General features: G+C 47.9%; 17 protein-coding genes. 1 reads left to right on the top strand and 16 read right to left on the bottom strand.

Features of this window, described 5'->3' with window-relative positions:
- Positions 1–99 precede the first annotated feature (99 nt).
- From ACWIUF_RS14685 to ACWIUF_RS14630, 12 genes are all read right to left on the bottom strand, one after another.
- Entirely contained in the window at positions 100–1,548 is a 1,449-nt protein-coding gene (locus ACWIUF_RS14685; RefSeq protein WP_448573221.1) for an RAMP superfamily CRISPR-associated protein, read from the bottom strand.
- Positions 1,549–1,565: 17 nt separating this feature from the next.
- On the bottom strand, positions 1,566–1,967 hold the full coding sequence (locus tag ACWIUF_RS14680) for a type II toxin-antitoxin system VapC family toxin (protein ID WP_448573220.1): 402 nt from the start codon (positions 1,965–1,967) through the stop codon (positions 1,566–1,568).
- The gene (locus ACWIUF_RS14675; protein ID WP_448573219.1) at positions 1,964–2,203 is read right to left on the bottom strand and encodes a DUF2281 domain-containing protein; all 240 of its coding nucleotides are present in this window, start codon (positions 2,201–2,203) and stop codon (positions 1,964–1,966) included. Before ACWIUF_RS14675 ends, ACWIUF_RS14680 begins: the two co-directional genes overlap by 4 nt.
- On the bottom strand, positions 2,204–2,773 hold the full coding sequence (gene csx19 / locus ACWIUF_RS14670; protein ID WP_448573217.1) for a type III-D CRISPR-associated protein Csx19: 570 nt from the start codon (positions 2,771–2,773) through the stop codon (positions 2,204–2,206).
- A complete protein-coding gene (locus ACWIUF_RS14665) occupies positions 2,770–4,344 on the bottom strand; it encodes an RAMP superfamily CRISPR-associated protein (protein WP_448573215.1) in 1,575 nt (524 codons plus the stop codon). Before ACWIUF_RS14665 ends, csx19 begins: the two co-directional genes overlap by 4 nt.
- A 2-nt stretch (positions 4,345–4,346) precedes the next feature.
- A complete protein-coding gene (locus ACWIUF_RS14660; protein WP_448573213.1) occupies positions 4,347–6,758 on the bottom strand; it encodes an RAMP superfamily CRISPR-associated protein in 2,412 nt (803 codons plus the stop codon).
- The gene (locus tag ACWIUF_RS14655; RefSeq protein ID WP_448573212.1) at positions 6,755–8,434 is read right to left on the bottom strand and encodes a Cas10/Cmr2 second palm domain-containing protein; all 1,680 of its coding nucleotides are present in this window, start codon (positions 8,432–8,434) and stop codon (positions 6,755–6,757) included. Before ACWIUF_RS14655 ends, ACWIUF_RS14660 begins: the two co-directional genes overlap by 4 nt.
- A gap of 304 nt (positions 8,435–8,738) precedes the next feature.
- Complete coding sequence (locus ACWIUF_RS14650; protein ID WP_448573211.1) at positions 8,739–9,665, bottom strand: CRISPR-associated protein Csx3; 927 nt, start codon at positions 9,663–9,665, stop codon at positions 8,739–8,741.
- A 12-nt stretch (positions 9,666–9,677) separates the two neighbouring features.
- Positions 9,678–10,010, bottom strand: coding sequence for a CRISPR-associated ring nuclease Crn3/Csx3 (crn3, locus tag ACWIUF_RS14645; protein WP_448573210.1), 333 nt, complete (start codon positions 10,008–10,010; stop codon positions 9,678–9,680).
- Positions 10,011–10,292: 282 nt separating this feature from the next.
- Positions 10,293–10,691, bottom strand: a complete 399-nt coding sequence (locus ACWIUF_RS14640; protein ID WP_448573209.1) for a helix-turn-helix domain-containing protein — start codon at positions 10,689–10,691, stop codon at positions 10,293–10,295.
- A 5-nt stretch (positions 10,692–10,696) separates the two neighbouring features.
- Entirely contained in the window at positions 10,697–11,098 is a 402-nt protein-coding gene (locus ACWIUF_RS14635; protein WP_448573208.1) for a PIN domain-containing protein, read from the bottom strand.
- A 9-nt stretch (positions 11,099–11,107) separates the two neighbouring features.
- Positions 11,108–11,347 carry an antitoxin gene (locus ACWIUF_RS14630; RefSeq protein ID WP_448573207.1) on the bottom strand — a complete coding sequence of 80 codons (240 nt, stop codon included), beginning with the start codon at positions 11,345–11,347 and terminating at the stop codon, positions 11,108–11,110.
- Positions 11,348–11,677: 330 nt separating this feature from the next.
- Here ACWIUF_RS14630 and ACWIUF_RS14625 point away from each other — a divergent pair, with 330 nt between their 5' ends.
- Positions 11,678–12,229 carry a Uma2 family endonuclease gene (locus tag ACWIUF_RS14625; RefSeq protein WP_448573206.1) on the top strand — a complete coding sequence of 184 codons (552 nt, stop codon included), beginning with the start codon at positions 11,678–11,680 and terminating at the stop codon, positions 12,227–12,229.
- A gap of 44 nt (positions 12,230–12,273) precedes the next feature.
- Here the strand turns inward: ACWIUF_RS14625 and ACWIUF_RS14620 are convergent, their stop codons facing one another.
- The 4 genes from ACWIUF_RS14620 to leuS all read right to left on the bottom strand — a co-directional run bounded on the left by ACWIUF_RS14620 (position 12,274) and on the right by leuS (position 17,641).
- Complete coding sequence (locus tag ACWIUF_RS14620) at positions 12,274–12,894, bottom strand: hypothetical protein (RefSeq protein WP_448573205.1); 621 nt, start codon at positions 12,892–12,894, stop codon at positions 12,274–12,276.
- Between the two features lie 972 nt (positions 12,895–13,866).
- A complete protein-coding gene (locus tag ACWIUF_RS14615) occupies positions 13,867–14,136 on the bottom strand; it encodes a hypothetical protein (protein WP_448573204.1) in 270 nt (89 codons plus the stop codon).
- A 265-nt stretch (positions 14,137–14,401) separates the two neighbouring features.
- Positions 14,402–15,037, bottom strand: a complete 636-nt coding sequence (locus ACWIUF_RS14610; RefSeq protein WP_448573203.1) for a restriction endonuclease subunit R — start codon at positions 15,035–15,037, stop codon at positions 14,402–14,404.
- Positions 15,038–15,043: 6 nt separating this feature from the next.
- Entirely contained in the window at positions 15,044–17,641 is a 2,598-nt protein-coding gene (gene leuS, locus ACWIUF_RS14605; RefSeq protein ID WP_448573202.1) for a leucine--tRNA ligase, read from the bottom strand.
- Positions 17,642–18,028 lie beyond the last annotated feature (387 nt).

The raw sequence follows: 18,028 nt of genomic DNA, 5'->3' as shown, positions 1-18,028 counted from the left end.
CAAGTTTCGCTATTTGCAACTAGAACTCAGCCGTCGCTGTTCGCTCGTCCATTGGAGCTACGATTTGCTTCCAGAAACGCTTGTATGACTCTCGCACCCTCAAGTGTAAAGTTTTATATCTGGATTCAACACTTCTGGGTAGAGGTCGATGATTTCAAACCTTGAGCCATTCGACTGGACTTGAGCATAGCAAAGGGTCCCCTCCAAAAGTTCTTTTTCAGGAGTACCCCCTGTAATATGTCGTGACCAAGTAGCAGTATTTCCTAGTGCCGCAGGACATGGTAGGCCATTTTGAAAATCATCATTGCTTTGGTAACTCTCAATTAGTTTTGACCAACGCTCTCGCATCTCATCAGCCAGCGAGATGGTCTTCTTATTCCCATCTTCAAAAAAGATGCGCTCATCATGTTTGTTAGTAATATTCTTATTAGTGACACAAACATAGCCATCAAAACAACGCATCGGCTTGCCTGTAGGTTTATGTGCGCTATGACCATTCCGGTTAGTGGGTGCTGGCTGCTGACCCAGGTTCTGATCATAAGGGACAACTTCACGAACTTTCCAATAGGTAAAAATGGCTTGACCATTAGCTTTTTGTTTAGCAAACTCCTCAGCCCAAAACCTGACACGCTGCCCATGCACTGGTAGTCGCTGAGTTCCTTTATAGGTTACAGGTCTATCTAAATTAGTATTGTTACGATTCCATCGACGTAGCCAAGCAGCATACATTGGGTCTTTATTCTGAGGTCGTCCATCATTGGAAATTCCTGATGTACCAGGGTATAAACAAACCTGACCATTCTCGATTCGCGCCGGAACCATCTGGATACCTGCTTTTGCAGGTAATCGGTAGGCTAGCAGTTCATTATGATCTTCTAAAACAGACAGCCGCGAGTTGGTCACTGCCTCGTAAGCCGATCGCAGCATTCCCTTAATCGAGGTGGGCGGCAGATAGGGTTTGCCATCTGCACCCAAACGAATTGGATAGGTTTTGTGATCGTTATTATCCTCGGTCATTTCTGCGGCGTCAGGGATAAGCAAAGGTGTAACCGTAGTCAGTTTGACCGAAATTCTGCCTGACCAGTAGTTGGGTAAGTAGCGGCCATGTCCTACGGGGGGACGATCGCCCAATTCACCGGTCACCTGATCTCGTGGTAAGGCAGGAACAAAGTTGTAGGGGTTGTGGAAGCGATCTGCTTGTACCCGTTTCGGTTGTTCCTGAGGGCGAACCCGTTTAGGAATCTGCATTTCAGTAGCCTCAATTACTTCTCTATCCCAGGCTTGTCCTTGTTCTCGTAGCTTTAGAAGTTGCTGTTGTTCGTCTACGTCGCATTCAACATCCCACGTTTGCTTCCCTTCTTCAGTCACACTGTCAATCTGTTCAAGCAAAGCAATTGAGATATGGTTTTCTAAAAGCTTTTTATCAGGCAAATTATCAAACTTAAAACTCTGACCATTGCTTAAAGAAATGCTGATGTTCTTCCGCTGCAAATTTCCTTTCTTATTTTTCTTGAATTGGATGGAGAGCTTTCCTGCTTGGCTAGACATAACTACAATTCCCGAAGTTACCAAATAGTTTGAATGACTGAATTCTGAATTTTTGAGTCGCGGGTTACGAGAGGCAAGCTCAGATAAAGAGCGGTGGCGGCGATGATGCGATCGGGCATATCAGGAACGATATTTCTATCAACCTGCCGCATTGCCAAACTGACTTCCAGATCAACAGGTACAATTTCAAGTACCGAATTTTCTACAGCGATCGCCCCCATCACTCGGCTCAAAACCGTTTCTAACAAGCGACCTTTATCAATCAGATAACAAATTTCCACAATTGAAATGGCAGATAGATAAATGACTGCACCTTCATTGGTTGCATCCTCCAGCGCATTGAAAGCTGCCTGAGACAGTTGTTTGGGTTCCAAAATGTACCAAATCAAGGTGTGGGTATCTGCAACCACTGCACTCATCGTTCAATCTCTCTTGGAAAATTACCCCACATTTCTTTCCGAGCTTCAGTAATATCTGCCTCTGTAATGTGAATGTTTAAATCTGCACATAGCCCTCGAATACTGCGCTTCGGTCGTTTTGCTGCTGCTTTCTGTTTCAGATATTGGGCAAAATCTAGAACCTCCTGCTGTTTGTCTACTGGCAGTTCCCGCAAGGTTTCTAACAAGGTTTCTAACACAGCTTCTTCGAGAGTCATTTACTTCACCTCCAATCCGAGGAGACGTTCTTCAATTACAGCAAAATTGCCATAGTTATCTACTGCCGCTAAGTATTCATGGGTCTTGAGATACACTCGATCTTCAACTTTTGAATCAATAGGCACATCAAGCTTACCGATACGGGCTTCTGCTAATCGTTGCCAGCCAACTTGAGACGGCTGTTTTTTTGCTTTCTGCCCCCAGAGAATGTACTTTTGCTTTAGAGATTCACAAGCTATCGATTCTAAGAATGTGAACTGGTTAATTGCTTGCTCAGATTCAGATAATACAACTGCCTTCCCCATACCACTATCGCAATTGACCCAGCGCAACTCACAATTCTGCGTAAAAATCCGGGCTTCAAACACCTCTGTTAAAGAGTTGACCGCGTTACCATCGGAATCTTGAAATACGCCATCGCTTAAGCGTAGAAATTGGCAGGCAATGGGAGAGTAGAGAAGGGCGATCGCATCCTTAAGAACATCGCCACAATGGGTGATTGTGTCTTCCAGAGAGACTTGTTGTTTACTACAATAACTGTAGAGCGTAGTTGGTGTTGGATTTGTCATGCTACCTCCTGATTTTGAGCAATCCAGGTTTGCCAAACCGTTGTCAAATCAGACAAAACCTGATCATTCACTCCACATAAATCTGAGGCAATCGTTGTCTCCCCTTCGATACCTGGCAATCCCTCGATAGGACTACAATTCATAGTTATTTCTATCACTTCTACCGTCCCCATGCCGCGATTTGTACCATAACCAATTGGGATTTTGCGATCGGCAAAGTCGCGCAAAACCAAGAGAAGGAGGGCGATCGCTGGTTTAATATGATCTTCTCCATATTTCTTAAGGCGTTCTAGATCCAGATGAATGCCAATGGGTTGCCAGTCAACCCCGATCGGCTCTAAAACGCTGTAGAGCATTCCATCGGCGGCTCCACCCGTCCAGCGATCGACAGCAACGTGCATAGCAGGCTGAAGGGTCTTGTAATGATCCTCAGTTTTACTCAGTGCGGTATTAACTAGTGGCTTGAAGTCATCGACGGCCATGCTAGTGGCATTTTCAACGGCTGACCAGTGTTCAGCAGTCATGGGAATTGTGGCGTAACAATCATCCACAGAAAGAATGCCAATCTTTCCCTGGGATCGCTTGGTGTCACTATCACTTTTTTCAGCAGCACCAAAAATAACGTCGATTAACTCAATTTGTTTCTCTCCTTTTGACAATCGAATCTGCTCGTTAAATTTAAGCTTGCCCTGTCGATCAGGAGTGATATCAATTTCTAGTAGTGTTCGCACAATTCGTTCTGCGTGGGCACGAAGCACACCTTTGATCGAACTACCAGGAATCACAAAATGAACCTTGCCCGTTGCCTGACTCACCAGGGGCAAAATATCCACAGCGATGCCATTCCCTTCAGCTTTCACCATCACCGGGTCACGCGGTTTCCAGGTAATATTTAGGCTCAATCGATCAGGGCTTGTATAGGCTCCTACACGGTTGATGGTCTCCTGCTTAATCTGCGGCCAATCTTGCTGAAGATTCTGTTGGAGCAAGGAATTAAATAGCCCTTGGGCATTGTTTAAGTCATGCCTTTCGATCGAGGTGACTTGCAGCGAAACTTTTCCTAATCCTCGCGTCTTGGCAGCACCAATACGAATATCTCCGTTCTCTAAGGCAAAGAGAAGTTGCCAAATTTCATCAGGGCTTTGGTCTGATTGACAATCAAGGGTGATGTTGAGCGGAAAGGTCACGCCTTTGGGAAGAATGGCGCGACTGTATTTGAACCCATCCGCAGCGGCTCCGGTGTAGCGATCGATACCTACTCCTTCCCGAATTTCGATCGTCATGCCCTTCAGATTTATCTCAGCGTCATCAATGATGATGAAACTTGCGCCTCGTTTATCGTTTTCATGGTCGCCCCAAAGATTTTTGATTTGATCCTCATCGAGCGATCGCGTCATCCAGCCACGCAAGGCTCCCGCAAGACTTGTACCGGGAATGTAGTAGTTGCCGCAACCATTCACCGCTAGCGCCAGATCTGTATCCGCATCGCCTCCCATACCGCCCACATGAATGGGAGTTTCGGCAGTAAGAGTGCCCCTAATTTTCCAGCGTGTGTAGATCTGTCGTGCCATGATTATGCCGCCTCCCCAGGTTTAGAGTGCTTCTTTTGCTCGTTCTCCAAGTCCCGTTTATGAGCACGAATGATGGCATCTACCAACGTTCGCACTGCCTCAGCCCAGAGATCGGCTTGCAACTTGGTCTTACCATTTTGAGTGATCGTTAAACTGTCAAACTCACCAAATACTTGCCACACTAAGTTGAAATCGCTAACCAGGTTTTTGATGGTTTGTAAACTCCCTGATGGCCATTTCTCCTTCCGGTTCTGGACTTGATCAATAGCACCAATCCATCGCGTTACAGAATTGGGGTTCTCCCGCTGGTTTAACCGTTGCATTGCCGATCGCAAGCCCCCCAACTGGCTCATGGGTGGTTGACTTTTGGGTTGCTTGTCTTTGTCTTCATCGTTACCGTGAATGATTTTGAGTCCTAGTATGTCTTCACGTTTCTGGCTATTGGCGGCAAGTATGGCGGCTCGGTTGGCGATCGCCTCTCGCCATGCGGCCATCTCGATCGTCCGAGCATAGTTAAATGCTGAATCTTTGGGAGAAATGAGGTTGGGCGTTACTTTTGGCTGTTCAGAGGTTATGTCTTGACGTTTTTTATCACTGAGTTTTGTCATCAGAAGTGGATCGTTGAAACAAAGTTGTCCGTATCCTTCAGCGCGACGATCGCCAATTCCCTTAGCCTCAATCTCAGCCAGTTTCGCTGCCGTGGGTTTCTTTTCGCCCTGAATCTCGTACACAACACAGCTTCCGGCTTGCCATCCGAGCATCGATGGCCGGGGCAAACCCCAGCGCACCTGCCAGGATTCGGTACGGCGCGATCGCATCATGGAGGACAGTAAATCATTATCTGACCGTTCTTCTAGGGCGACTCCTAACTGATCGGCTAGTGTTTGTCTAAAAAGCTCAGGATCAGTCGTAGGGTTCAGCCGCTCATCCCGCAGCAAAACATCCGACAAAAACCAAACATAAAGAAGTTTGTCATCCTTCACTTGTTTGGATGAATCAAATATTGCTGGTTTGCCTGCTTTAACGTGGACTGAGCCGTATTGATCTTTCTTCGATTGACCGATCCGAAGATCGCGCTTCAAGTCATGCCACCAATTGCTTGACTGCCCATCCAAATACACTTTAAGACTCTGGGGTAGCCGTAGCTCTGCCATTAGAGTTGTTCCGGCTGGAATTGCCTGGTAGCTGTAGACTCCGCCTACATCCGTTGTGGGACGCTGCACGTCATCATTAATGGTGTTGTGGGTGAAAATATCAAGAGAAACTATTTTGTAGGCTGGCAAGTGGGCATCATCAAATTTTCCGACATATCCACTGCGCTCACCTTTGAGTTGAATGCCCTCTGGCTCTGATTCCTGAAAACGATTATAAACTCCCTTCCCCTTACTCAATCCACCATCCAGCTTTTCACCAAATAAACAGAACGGCGTTGGGCGGCCTGCCTGATCATCAATTGCAATCGTGGCATTGGTGATGACTAAGTCTCCGCGGGCGATCGCTTGACTGACATCCAACTTGCCGCCTAAGACTTTATGAATATGCCCCAGAAAATAACGCCCTGGAATGTAGTCGAGAGACTCAACCACGTTACCTACTGTGCGTTTTGGGATAACGATCGGAGTTTTGGTTTCAATTTTGAGCGGAATCGTATACCAGACCATATCAGCAGTAGGATTTGAGTTCGCTTCAGGCATTAGCACTTCCCGCTTCCATTCAGGCGGATTGCCAACACTGCTATGGTTTTCCTGAAACCACCGAATCCATTCGTCAGTTTGCGTATCAATGGTGATAGTACAGGTACCATTACCTCGGCGACGCTTACCTCCTAAGCGTTCAGCCATTTTCGCTCCCGCAACCAGCAGGGCATAGGCAACCTTTTTTCGATCATCCTGATCATCTGTAATTTCCAAAGTTTCAGAAAAGCAACCTTGAGCAGTGAGCATTGCTCCCATCCGCACGACTTCCTCGAACCGAAGAAAGTCTGGTTTGGCTGAACCTGTTTTTTCATCAATAGCAACACTTGGTTTGACGAAAGCGATCGCTCCTTGCAATGCTGGTTTTGCTTTGAGAGCATTCCGTAATTTTTGATCTAGGTAAGCAGATCGAATAGAGATTACTGCCGGACGAGGTTCCGATTCAACTGCGCCCTGAAAAAGGACAGGCTGATCGCCAAACAAAAAATCAACCCAACTATGCCAAAGACCTTGCTCATTTTCGCCATCTAAGGCAATAGCGATCTGTTCACACCCGTCGCGTAAAATGCCTGTAAGGGTTTTAGCCGGAATATAGGGCAGACCATCCGCATCGCGCTGGACCTCGCTATCGATTTCACCCCGACCGGAACCAGAACCCACATGCCAATCGCTGGTCATCTCAATTTGGATGGTAAAGCAATCAGGAACCACTAATGTCATACCTTTACCTCCAGCTGCTGCTTATTTTGCTCAGTTTGGTCATTTTTCAAAAAGTCCTTAGCATCCAGAGCATCCAGGAATGAAGTGCTGTAGACATCCTGATTTAGGTGAAAAACGGATTGTTCTGATTCGGTAAAGGGTGTTAAATCATAACGCTGTTGAATTAGGCGATACTGGGCATCGGCAGCCTCTTTGTTCAAAAATAACGCCGTTCGGAGGGCATGACTCTGGCTGCTGGGGAGTTTGCCATTATTTAGGGCTTGAACTCTAGTGCTCAGCCGTTGCCATTGATGTAACTCTACCCAATTTTGTCCCTCAGCTTGGCTGAGATCCTCACTCACCACATAGGGACGGTTATAGAGTTGTGTCCTCGGTTCCGGTTGCAGTTTTTTGCGAATATCAGCCAGATCGATGCCGCTGGTATCGAAAAGGATATGAAAATCGATCGCAGAACAGGGAAATGGCGTTTTGGAATCACCTTGCTTCGTAACTTTACGTTTGACCTCTTTAGCAGACTTGATTAAATCTTCGGCAAGATCATAGGCAACGGAGAAGGGAAAATGGCGTTTGACAATAGCCACCCCTGCACAGGCAGAAAGCCGACCTGCTTTGGCAACATCAGAAATTACTGGTTTTGTTTGTGTTTGCTGTTCAAATTCCTGTAAGAAAACTCGTGTAAACTCAAGAGCATAATGTCCATCACAGACGACAGTTAGATCATCGCCTCCGATAATCAGTGGAACAATAGGGGCAACATTATTCTTTTTTCGGCTTTCTTCCTCTGGGAAGACATCTAAAGCTTTCTTAAAGGCAGCTTCTGTACATTCATCAAGAGCAAGGGAAAATTTTCGATAGTTATTGATGTAGTTGTGATTGCTTTTGTCTTGGCCAAGATAGTCTTCAAAGTTTAGGAATATTTGTCCCAAGCCATTACCATCAGCATGAACCACAGCTAGCCAGGATCGCTTTTCTTCCTGATCTTCCGCTTCTGGTTTTAGCAATTGATCAATTTGTACTTGTAGTCTCTGATCTAAATGGGTGAGCCGTGATTGAGCATCCTTAGCTTTATCTCGCTTGGTTGCACTAACCTGAGAAATTGCTTTTGGCTTTCTTCCCAAAGTATCGATCGTAGCAGCAGGTAAGCCACTGACAGCACAACTAGCAACAATAGGTAATCGTAGAAATCGACTTTCTGGCGAGGGGCGGCGCGATCGCATCCTCTCGAATGTCTTATGAACTTTTTTGATCGCTTCTGCCAATGTTTTTTCATGGGCAAAGTCTTGTGTTACAGAGATTGCTTCGTAAACGCCTGCAATATCTAATCCTGGCGCTTCAATTAAGGCCCTGCGCGTCACCTCAGAAATAATACCCTTAGCAATCTCTTCATTCTTTGCTAAAATTAATGCTTTCCCCGAAGCAGCCACAATAATTTCTGCTTTTTGGGCTTGTTCTCCCAATGGACGTTGATTTCTCAGGGCAGTCCGAAACTCCGCAGGGGTACGACAACTCTTAAATTGCTCTTGCTCATTTTGATCGTCAACAGCCTGTCCGACCCAATAGGTACCGGCCTGATAGGTTAACTCCGATGCGCCAATATTTTCCCGCAGTCGGTTCGTTGAGAAAATATAGCTTTGATTGCCTGAGGTTTCAATTAAGACTAAGTAAACACTATCCACTTTACTTCACCTTTTTCTAGAATTAAATCGCTACTCTCTGTATTTCCACAAACCTTTAACACCCAGTTTTTGGGCTAATCCCTGCTAGCCCCCTAGCCGCGATCACATTGAAACACACAAAAAGATTTAATGAATCTAATATTTCTACAAGATTTTAGACCCTTCCCCAAGTTAGCAAACACATATTCAAACGGGATCATCCCTTTACACAACAGTGCAAACTGAGATTATCTGCAATATAGCCTTAAACTTTCAACATATTAACTATCCCGATCGCGCAAAAAAATCAATATTCGCAACATCACTACCTAAACAAATACGACAACTGCCGCAGTAAAATCGCTGGAAGTTCTCGTATTTGTCCCCGTTGCCAGGGGCCTGCACATAATTCCAGATGTGGCTCTTGCTGAAGCACGTCTAAATGATCTGCTAAAACACTCTGAATGACCACTGAGGGGTTTAATTTAGCCTTGCAGAGATCATGCCATACATCCACCTTAGCCATATCATTACTAATGACCCAGTAGTGGGTACATTGCTCAATGACTGGTAGCTTCACCGGATCGGGCTTACCGCCCACATCGACCAGCGTTAGATCGACAACCTGGCGAATATTGGCAAGTTCCTGGGCACGATCGCTAAAGAATTTCTCGATCAATGCATCGGCTTCTGGTTGATGCTGTAACTTGCGCTTATTTTCTGTCCGTAGGCGATCGGCGATGGTTTGATCGGGTGTCTCGAAGGTATGATTGCCCTCTCCATCCCAATTTGCCCGGAATAGATAGTGACTGCAACCCGGAAAATGCTGATCCAACGCCATTCTCAAGGTATTTGCCAAAACACTTTTACCGCTGTTAGGAGGACCTGCAATCAGAAGTGCCGCGCCCGGTGTCTCTCGCACGGTAACGGAGAAGGTGTCTCCTGGTTCTAAATCGGTAATCCGACTACTGATCACGATCGCGGCGTTAGAGCGCACATGAAAACAGGCCACCCAAGCAAATGGACGCAAGCGATCGACCAAATAACCATACAACCAAGTAGGAGCCTGACTGTAGAGCAAAACGCCCTGTTCGGGATTTAAGTCAGTCGGTATTTCTAGGGTAGTCAACGATGTGGGGGAAATCTCTGGGGTTAAGCGGACGATCGCCAAGGTTTGGCAATCCGATCGCGCCGTTGTTAGGTTGATGGGTTGGAGCATCACTTCCTGTGTCGTCATGTCTACAGCCGCCATCTTTTCATTTTCTTAAACTGTTGGGGGCAAAGCGATAGGTAGCACTTCACCCACCTGGACCGCATGGGTATGACTGGCCACCACCACTGCCCCTAAACGTGGGTCATAGCAACCCACCCAAGCCGCCGGATGGCATTCATGCACCAAATAGCCATACAGCCAAATTGGTCCCCGGCCCTCAATCACCACCCCTTGTTTGCAATCGATCGATGTGGGTAAATGCAACCCCTTGAGATCGGCTGGTTCAATGTTGCCATCCACCGTGCGCAGATGGAACCGCAGATGTTGATAAGGCATTCCCGCCTCTGTCTGATGGGGAATGACTGTTAGCTCGATCGCACTCATGACACCCCCTGTCTTGTTCTGGGATGATGCCACTCTAGCAGATACCTGGAAATGGCCACTTCCAATCATTGCGAGTGTAGACATCTGAGAGGGATAGGGTTGGGTACCGATGCCCGATCGCTTCGGGGGAGGCTTCATCTTAAAAGGCATGAATGATGGTCTCTAGCAAGACTCTGGAGTTGCCAACGCGCACGGCTCAGGTTTGGTCAGTATGGAGAGGGGGGCTTCCCGTTTTGAAGTGAGGGTCATAATTTTTCAACACTCCTATGTCGGGAAATCAAGCTAGATAAATACTGCTGGAGAGACTTGAAATCGTTGGGCTAAGGCACGAACTTGTAGGACATTTAATTCTTGTTCGCCATTGAGGATTTCGGTGATCACCTCTTGCGAACCAACGTCAGGTAAATCCGATTGGGTCAATTCATGCTCGGTCATCAGGAAGTGAAGAATCTCTGCGCCGCTACACGCTGGCATGGGGTAGTTTTTTTCTTCGTAGGCGTGAATTAGGGTGCCAAGGGTATCTAGTAGGGTGTAGAGAGGATGTTGTTCGTCGGTGCCAATTTCGTCTAAAAGTTGGTTGAGGTGCCCTACTGCCGCGTCGTATTCGTGTTCGTTGCGAATCGTCAAAAGGGGACCGATCGCAGCCCAATATTGCTGGATATCTGGTGCAATAGTACTCATTCTTCCTATAGCCAATTATCTAAGCACAAATTAGGCACACGCTCAAACTCGCGGGTGTTGGCGGTGATCAGGATGAGATCAAGTGCTAGGGCATGGGCAGCAATTAGTAAATCATTGGGACCGATCGGGGTTCCTGATTGTTCCAGATAATGACGCATTGTTGCATAATACTGATCTACGGGTGATTCTAATGACAGAATGGGCATAATTTCAAGGATGCGTTCTAGCTGTTGAGCTAAGCGGGTGGACCCACTTTTAAGCGCACCAAATCGTAGTTCGCAGGCTACAATAATACTCGTACAAATACTTGCTTCTCCCAGCGTAGCAATTTTCTGAAAGACTCGACCTTGGGGATGCCTGACTAAATCTGACAGGATATTGGTATCAAGCAAATATTGATAGGTCATGGGTTGAAACTAAAGCGCGATGTTATCTAAAGGCAGTAGTCCTCGATCGATATTAGGGAAAGGATCTGTAATGTCTTCTAAGGTCGTTAGTAAAGCTAGCAGCGAACCTTGATGAATAGGTTCAATAATTAACCGAGTCCCTTCTTTGCGCAACAAGACTTCTGTGCTAGGAAGGGCAAATTCATGGGGAATTGTCAGAACTTGATCTTGGCCTTTAGCAAGAAGACAAACATGACAAGAGCTTTGCATAAAGTGGTTTCCTCTCTCAGGTATTATGGTGGATTATTAATTGTTATGCATTTGGTGCGCAAACTCATTTTAGGTATGCCTGATGAGCTTCTGTATAGATTCGTAGTGAGGTAGCCATTTTCTTTTCATAGTCCTCCTCAGTTCACACGGGACCCCTATACAGCGGTTTCTGCTCTAGTGAAGTACAGCCATGTCTTACTGCGTAAGGGTTCTAGCCGCGATATTGACCCTCAGTATACTCGGAACCACTGTATTACCAATATAATAGCTAGTACCCCATCCTTCCAAACAACATAAAACCTTAGTGTCAGAGACGCCAGGTAACCGGCTATGACCCTCACCACCGCAAAATGGACGATCGCCGACTATCACGCCATGATCGCAGCCGGCATTCTTGACGATCGACCCGTCGAACTGATTCACGGAGAAATTATCGAGATGGCACCCGAAGGGGAACCCCATGCGTATTTCAGCACGGCATCTGGCCATTATTTGGTCCAATTGCTTGGCGATCGGGCGTTGGTTCGCCCTGCCAAACCGATCACGCTGCCAAATGCCTCGGAGCCAGAACCTGATATTGCCATTGTGCAACCCTTAGGGCGAGAATACCTCAGCCATCATCCCTACCCAGAAAACATCTTTTGGCTGATCGAATACGCCAATGCCAGTCTCAGCAAAGACTTGGAGATCAAACGCCGACTCTATGCCGAAGTCCAAATCCCTGAATATTGGGTTGTCAACTTGCAGACCCAACAGCTAATTGTCTTTCATGATCCCCAAAATGGCGACTATAACACCCGCGTCACACTGACCGAGGGCGTCATTTCACCCCTGGCCTTTCCTGATGTCTCGGTCACCGTGGCTGCCATTATCAGCCCCTAATTGCTACCAAAAGTTTTGACTTAACGTAGTCCTGACCTGTCGCCTTATGCAGCGACGCCTTGACCTTGAAACTGCAACGCTTGTAAGAGAATGCCCAGAATCAGTGCGATCTGATTGATATAGTATTCATCTGCATCAATGTTGACAACGCGTTCGCACAGGGTCATAAACTTCCAGTTAGTGCCCGTCGTCACAGCCCCATAGATTGTTGAAATTTCGTGTCCAGCCCGTTGATTGAAGAGTTGCGCCGCCACCATTGCGGCAATGCACTGCCCCAAACCTGCAACTATATTTTCATTTTTCGCTTCCATGATCATCACCACCGGAGCCGTAATGTAATACTGCTCTTTTGATCGACTGAGAATATAGTCACAAAAGCCCCTTAAGCCCCGTTCAGGATCAACCGTGAACTCCACACCTGAAAAAAGACTGATCTGATAGTCAGTTTGCCGCCTCACCTCGGCCAAAATTGGCGCAATCAAAAACTCCGATCGCGCTTTTTCACTATTAATCGCAATGGCTAAGGGTTTATTTTCATTTAAATCCATCAGCAACCGCTCGGAAGGTTGAACTGGCAGAACATCCGTAAACAACCGACGATCTTCCGCGATCGCTAACGCAAAAGTTGTTTGTACCTGCGCCAGTGTGAAATCGCTATAGGCCATAAGTTTTCCTGTACTAGTAGCTCAAAAAGTAAGTTCTACAATGTTTGTAGTGCTGGCTTTAGCCTGCAACGACTAAAGTCGTTACTACTAACGTTGCAATGTTTGTAGTGCTGGCTTCAGCCTGTAACGACTAAAGTCGTTACTACTAACGTTGCAGCCCGATCGCGCTCCCCATTCTCCTTGACCCTAAACATTACCTTACCCTCCCATCCTCAGTAGCAACCTTATAGCTTACGCAGCAAGGGTTGTAACCATAATCTTAATCCTCAGTTCACGCAGGACCCCTATGTTAGCAATATAATAACCTTAGCTAACAGCCGTTCCAGTAGAATGCCATGAGTACACAGAAAATATAAGGATGGTTAGTGATCCAGTAACGCTAGAGCAATTGATTATAGCCGTGCAGCAATTGCAGCCAGAGGAGCGGGCAACAGGTAGCTAGAGCGTTAATTCAAGCGGATTTACGGTCAGATTTGGCTGCTTTAATCCAGGAAATCTATGCTGAGCTACCCTGGGATGACATTACCGATACGAGATCAGATCTGAGGTCAATGCTGTGCGTCAGCGATCGATGATCTGCGGGCTGATGACAAGTTACGATCGCTGATGGCAACCTATGATATTCAATTGCTAGGTATTCTCTGCTAGGTGTTCTCTCTTTTCTAAAATATTTGGATGAGCTTGCTAACAGTTAGAAGATGGTTCGTACTGCATTTGATCCAACCTATCCACATTAAGCTTAACATCGAACTAGGGTTGCCCGATTGCTCCCCCTTTTCAAAGACTACCCAGATATTTCAGAATGTCCCTCTAAACTTGTTTTTGTAGTTCTTCAATTTCTTTAAGAAGGAAGGGCAAATTTGGATGGCTAAAATCAATATTTGGTGCGGGAATACGATTACGCCTTATATCAGGAGGTATATGTTTATGGTGCGGAAAGCTTGAGGCAAGAGAGGCATCATGTGGGTGTAGTTAGTAACTTGGCTGAAAGCGAAGTGTTGAAGCTAATTCACGCTGTCCTATCTGCTTCACATACGCTTGTTTGCGACGCAGCCAGGTTTCATAAATACCTTTCCAACGGCTGAAGTCAGTGCGAGTCTCATCAAATTCGTCATACCGTGAAAGTTGTCCTGCTATTAAAGCAGCATAAAAGTCTTCACTGAGAACACCATACTTTTCTTCATAGAGAGTCAGACGGCGTTCAAGCAACTTCATTTCAAGAACTAGCTCATGAATTTCCATCAACTTCAGCCTCACCTTCAGTAAACTTAGTAACCTTAAACAGGCGCATGGGAGCCATTAGGCTTCCCCACTACCTCTAGTATAGCTGTTCTCAACGGCTAGCGCCAGATGCTATAATAACTGCTGTTCTGACTACCTCATCTATCCTAAAATTGCTATCAAAGTTACGATAGAAAGTAGGCAATCGAGATCACTATTGCGATCTAAGTCCATACAGAAATAACGATAGCTTCAAGTTGTGCGTGCCCGATCGTTCTCCCCCTTCTCAAAGACTACCTAGATATTTCAAGATTGCCAAGACATCGTGAAGTTCATTATTGGGATTGATCAGAGAAAAAAGACGGGACATGGCATACTGCGGCGTGGGTGTTCGCTGGGCCTTGAGAAAAAGGAAATCCGTGCCATTGGTAATCAGGCCAAAGGTTGGGGTTTCCAGGGAGGGATGACCCAGCATATAAGACAACGTTTGGGGAATCGCACGGGTCACGGCAAAATCGCTGCGTTTGGACTCGATCGCCGTGATCCAGAGGTTCGCTTTGATCACCAGAATATCAATCCGCCCTCCGATGGTTATGCCCTCATCCTCAAGCGCGATCGCGATGCTGGTTTCGGTAGCAATGCGAAATGGGTGACGATAGAATCCAGCCAGATCCAGCAGCGGTGATAGGACAACCATCTTGACACTGTTTTCCAATACTGGGGGATCTTCGAGCATTTCCAGGAAGTTAGTTTTAACGCGATTTAATTGTTTTCGATCCGCGTTAATCAAACTATCCGGTCCCATTGTCAACTCTGGTGTCCATTCTGGGAAAAAGTGGGGATTGCTAGCCAATTGCAACCCTAAACTTTGCTTGAGGCTTTGCAGGGTCGTGTCCGCCGCTGCAATGCTTGCTTGCGTCATCGCCCGTTAACCCGCCACGACAAAATTCACCAGCTTTCCAGGCACCACAATCACCTTCTTAATCTCCTTGCCTTCCAGATGACGCTGGGCTGCGGGCGACTCACGGGCATAGTCCGCCAACGCCTGCTTATCCGCCCCCGCTGGGACCTGAATGGTGCCACGGGTTTTGCCCATCACCTGAATCACGATCGTGATTTCATCCACCACCAACGCCTGCGGATCGGCCACGGGCCACGCCTGCCGATGCACCGAATCCGTATACCCCAACTGGTGCCACAACTCTTCACTAATGTGAGGTGCAAACGGAGCCATCAACCGCAACAACGTCTCAATGCCCTCGGCATAAACCGGCGAATCCACACAAATCGCCTCATTCAGGGCATTACTCAACTTCATCAGTTCCGACACCGCCGTATTGAACTGATAATCCCCCGCCAAGTCGTGGGTGGTTTCCTGAATAGCCGTGTGGATAGCCCGCCGTAAATCCTTTTCGGGTTTGGTGAGGGAATCAGGCGCGGTTCGGACTTTCCCCTTTTGGGTTTGGGCAAACTCAGTTACTAACCGCCATACCCGATTTAGGAACCGGAATTGGCCTTCCACATCCGCCTCATCCCACTCTAAATCCTTTTCAGGAGGAGCCTTGAATAAAATAAACATTCGCGCCGTATCGGCCCCGTATTTCTCAATCACCGCCTCTGGAGCCACGCCGTTGTACTTGGATTTGGACATTTTCTCGTAGACCACTGTCAGGGGTTCACCCGATTCCGGATCAACCGGATTCGCTGGGTCAGCTATTTGACTGGGCACCACATACTTACCCGTGCGGGGATTCTTATAGGTCTTGCCCTGCACCATGCCTTGGGTTAACAACCGTTGGAAGGGTTCATCGAAATTGATCAGGCCCCGATCGCGCAAAAACTTGGTAAAAAAGCGCGAATAGAGCAGGTGCAAAATTGCGTGTTCAATGCCCCCCACATACTGATCTACTGGCATCCAATCATTCACTTTGCTGGGATCAAATACCTGATCGGCATTATTCGCGTCGGGATAACGTAGAAAATACCAGGACGAATCAATAAACGTATCCATCGTATCCGTTTCCCGCCGTGCCGCCGCCCCACACTGGGGACAGGTCACATTGACCCAATCGGCCAACTGGGTCAAGGGTGAGGCTCCCCGTCCCGTCAGTTCCACTTCCTCCGGAAGCAGCACCGGCAAATCCGCCTCTGGCACCGGCACCGTGCCGCAGTCGGGACAGTGGATTACGGGAATCGGACAGCCCCAATAGCGTTGCCGGGAAATTAACCAGTCCTGCAGGCGGTAGTTGGCCATGCCTTTACCTTTGCCTTGCGCCTCCAACCAGGCGATCGCGGCCATCACACTTTGACCCTCGCCCTTACCGGCTGGAATCCCATCAAGCGGTCCCGAATTGACCATCACCCCCTCACCGGGCCACGCCGCCGTCAGCGTCTCCCCATCCAAATTTTGGCCTTCGGGTTGTACCACCACCTGCACGGGTAAACCAAACGTCCGGGCAAACTCAAAGTCGCGCTGATCGTGGGCTGGAACCGCCATGATTGCCCCCGTGCCGTAGTCCATCAACACATAATCAGCAATCCAGATCGGGATTTTCTCGCCATTGACTGGGTTAATCGCATAGCTGCCGGTCCAAACCCCCGTTTTCTCGCGTCCCTCCGCCGTGCGATCGATTTCATTCTTCGCTGCCGCCGCCTGTTGATAGGCCGCGATCGCCGCTTGCTGGGATGCCGTTGTCAACTTGGGGACTAGGGGATGTTCCGGTGACAACACCATGAACGTTGCCCCCCAAAGCGTATCGGGCCGGGTCGTGAACACGGTAATCTCATCGCCCTGCTCGGTAGTGAACGTCACCTGCGCCCCGGTAGACTTGCCGATCCAGTTGGCCTGCATCAGTTTCACCCGCTCCGGCCAGCCCGGTAGTTTATCCAAATCCTGGAGCAGTTGTTCCGCGTAATCGGTAATTTTCAAAAACCATTGGCGCAACAGTTTGCGCTCGACGATCGCCCCCGATCGCCAGGAACGGCCCTCACTATCCACCTGTTCATTCGCCAACACGGTTTGATCGATCGGGTCCCAATTGACGGCTGCTTCCTTCTGGTAGGCTAAACCTGCCTTGAAGAATTCCAAAAACAGCCATTGCGTCCAGCGGTAATAATCCGGCGAACAGGTGGTCACCTCCCGCTCCCAGTCGTAGGAGAGACCCAGCCGTTGGAGTTCCGATCGCATCTGGGCAATGTTTTGATAAGTCCATTTGGCCGGAGCGACCCCGCGATCGATCGCCGCATTTTCCGCCGGCAGACCAAACGCATCCCACCCCATTGGGTGCAGCACGCGATCGCCCTGCATCCGGTGGACCCGTGCGATCACATCCGTAATCGTGTAGTTCCGGACATGGCCCATGTGCAGCGTGCCGGAGGGATAGGGGAACATCGACAGGGCATAAAACTTCGGGCGCTTTCCCTGGGAGTCGTCCGCATCGGCTTCCAGGGTCCGATCCAGCCCTTGGTCGGCCCAGACCTGCTGCCATTTTTGCTCAATCACCTGGGGTTCGTATCGGGACTCCACGGAACACTCTCCTAAGCACTGCAAATAATTAGGGGAGACAACGCTGCCCGGTCTGGCGCTGGGCCATGCCCTTCCCCTACTGACTTTATACACTTTAGCGGCTGTGGGGGAGCAGGTTGAGAAAGATGCAAACTAACTTTGTAGGTATTAAACTTTTCGCATCACAAGGATGCGCTCAAACTTAGTTGTACAAGTTTTTCGACGAGAACGCCGCTCATCAGGGATAAAGTCGTTATAAATCGTCTCTACTCAGAAGTGTTGAAAGTTAGGTTAAGCGATGGAAAAAAGGGACAGAATGCAGTATTCTGTCCTCTAACAAATAAAAAATGATGTTCTATGATAGCCTCATTCCCGAAGCTTGTCAAATTGATCTTGAAGCAGCTTTGT

It is taken from the genome of Trichothermofontia sp., from assembly GCF_053493415.1.
The sequence above is the reverse complement of the archived record's forward strand: the minus strand, read 5'-3'. Positions and strand labels throughout refer to the sequence as shown.